This is a genomic window from Klebsiella indica (assembly GCF_005860775.1).
GTDB classification, from domain to species: domain Bacteria; phylum Pseudomonadota; class Gammaproteobacteria; order Enterobacterales; family Enterobacteriaceae; genus Klebsiella; species Klebsiella indica.
In genome coordinates this window covers 1-1,488 of the sequence record NZ_VCHQ01000074.1, presented here as the reverse complement: position 1 = coordinate 1,488, position 1,488 = coordinate 1, and the positions used below count along the sequence as shown (strand labels likewise).

At 55.9% G+C, this 1,488-nt stretch carries 3 protein-coding genes; all 3 read right to left on the bottom strand.

Features of this window, described 5'->3' with window-relative positions:
• On the bottom strand, positions 1–521 hold a 521-nt coding region (locus FE839_RS24520; protein WP_171034963.1), incomplete at its 3' end, for an IS66 family transposase.
• Between the two features lie 30 nt (positions 522–551).
• The gene (gene tnpB / locus FE839_RS24515; protein WP_138363276.1) at positions 552–902 is read right to left on the bottom strand and encodes an IS66 family insertion sequence element accessory protein TnpB; all 351 of its coding nucleotides are present in this window, start codon (positions 900–902) and stop codon (positions 552–554) included.
• The gene (gene tnpA / locus FE839_RS24510; protein WP_138363267.1) at positions 899–1,315 is read right to left on the bottom strand and encodes an IS66-like element accessory protein TnpA; all 417 of its coding nucleotides are present in this window, start codon (positions 1,313–1,315) and stop codon (positions 899–901) included. Before tnpA ends, tnpB begins: the two co-directional genes overlap by 4 nt.
• Positions 1,316–1,488 lie beyond the last annotated feature (173 nt).

Here is a 1,488-nt window from a genome sequence, read left to right as displayed (position 1 = left end):
CATCGGGTGCAGGCCTTTTTCACCCTGACCGTGCGGATCACTTTCAGGGCGCTGGAGACCAGTTCCAGTTGTTCCGCGCTGACTTCGCTGAGGTACTCCATATCGTTGCCGCATTCCGGGCAGCAGGTTTCAGCGGGCTCCAGCCGGTGTATTTCGCGGGGAAGGTTTTCCGGTAAGGGGCGACGATGGCGGGACTGCCGCAACTGACGAGGTACCAGTGGATCGTCTTCCCGCCCGTTGTAGCGATCGCTTTGCTGCTCCTGCTGTTTCAGCAGAGCTTCGGCTTCTTCAACCTGCCGGCGCAGCTTTTCTGAGCGGGTACCGAACAGCATCCGGCGCAGTTTTTCTATCTGTGCCCGCAGGTGCTCTATTTCGCGCTCTTCGTTCTCTATTTTCTCTTCAGCGCGGGCCAGCGCTGAGCGCAGGAACGACTCAGCCTCTGCAACGAGGCTGAGCTGGCTGTCTTTCTGGCGAAGCGCATCTTCCAGCGTGGCGATACGGGCGAGATAGTCCTGACTCATGACCCCATTTATAATGCGGTCATGTTCTTTTTACAACATTGTCAGTGAGTTAAAGCGGGCTGCTTTTGGCTGACGCCAGTCCAGCTTATCGAGGAGCATGGCGAGTTGTGAGCGGGTAATACCCACCTTTCCGTCGCGAACGGCGGGCCAGAGGAACTGGCCATCTTCCAGTCGTTTGGTGAACAGGCACAGACCGTCTGCATCCGCCCAGAGTATTTTCACCGTATCACCGCGACGCCCGCGGAAGATGAACAGATGGCCGGAGAACGGATTATCATCAAGAACATGCTGGACCAGCTCGCCCAGACCATTGAAGGACTTACGCATATCGGTGACCCCGGCAACCAGCCAGATACGGGCACCTGACGGAAGATTAATCATCCCGGCACTCTCCCGGTAAGCTCACGCAGCAGTACAGCCAGCAACTCTGGTGACGGGTTCTCAAGCGTCATTTTGCCGTAGCGGAACTCAACGCAACAGGAGGAAGCATTCAGCGCCAGGAGCTGACCCGGGTCTGTGTCCGTCACATCTGTTGGTGCTGGATCAGGTATCACCTCGACAGGCAGCATAGTCGGTAATGATGAAGATTCGACTGTGGCCGGAAGACGGCGTGATATACGACCTTCATCCTGCCAGAGCCGTAGCCATTTGAAGATGACGTTATCATTGACGCCGTTTTCGCGGGCAATCTGAGCGACACAGGCCCCGGGACGGGAGGCCAGTTCAACCATGCGAAGCTTGAAGTCATTCGAATAATTTTTACGGGGTTCTTTTCGCCAGGACTGGGATTTCATACTTAGATGTCCGTCTGTAACAGGTGGGCGTCTAAGTTACCAGCACTGGCTTAATGGCTACATACGGCACTGGGTTTACGCCTACCCTGATCCACTATTTCTCTGATGAAATCACTGCTCCACGCTGGTTACGTACCGCCGACGGCGTGAAGTTTATTGACGGGGTGGAGGCC

Excerpts from the sequence above, each read along its gene's own strand:
- tnpB (WP_138363276.1), bottom strand. The coding sequence starts at position 902 with ATGATTAATCTTCCGTCAGGTGCCCGTATCTGGCTGGTTGCCGGGGTC.
- tnpA (WP_138363267.1), bottom strand. The coding sequence starts at position 1,315 with ATGAAATCCCAGTCCTGGCGAAAAGAACCCCGTAAAAATTATTCGAAT.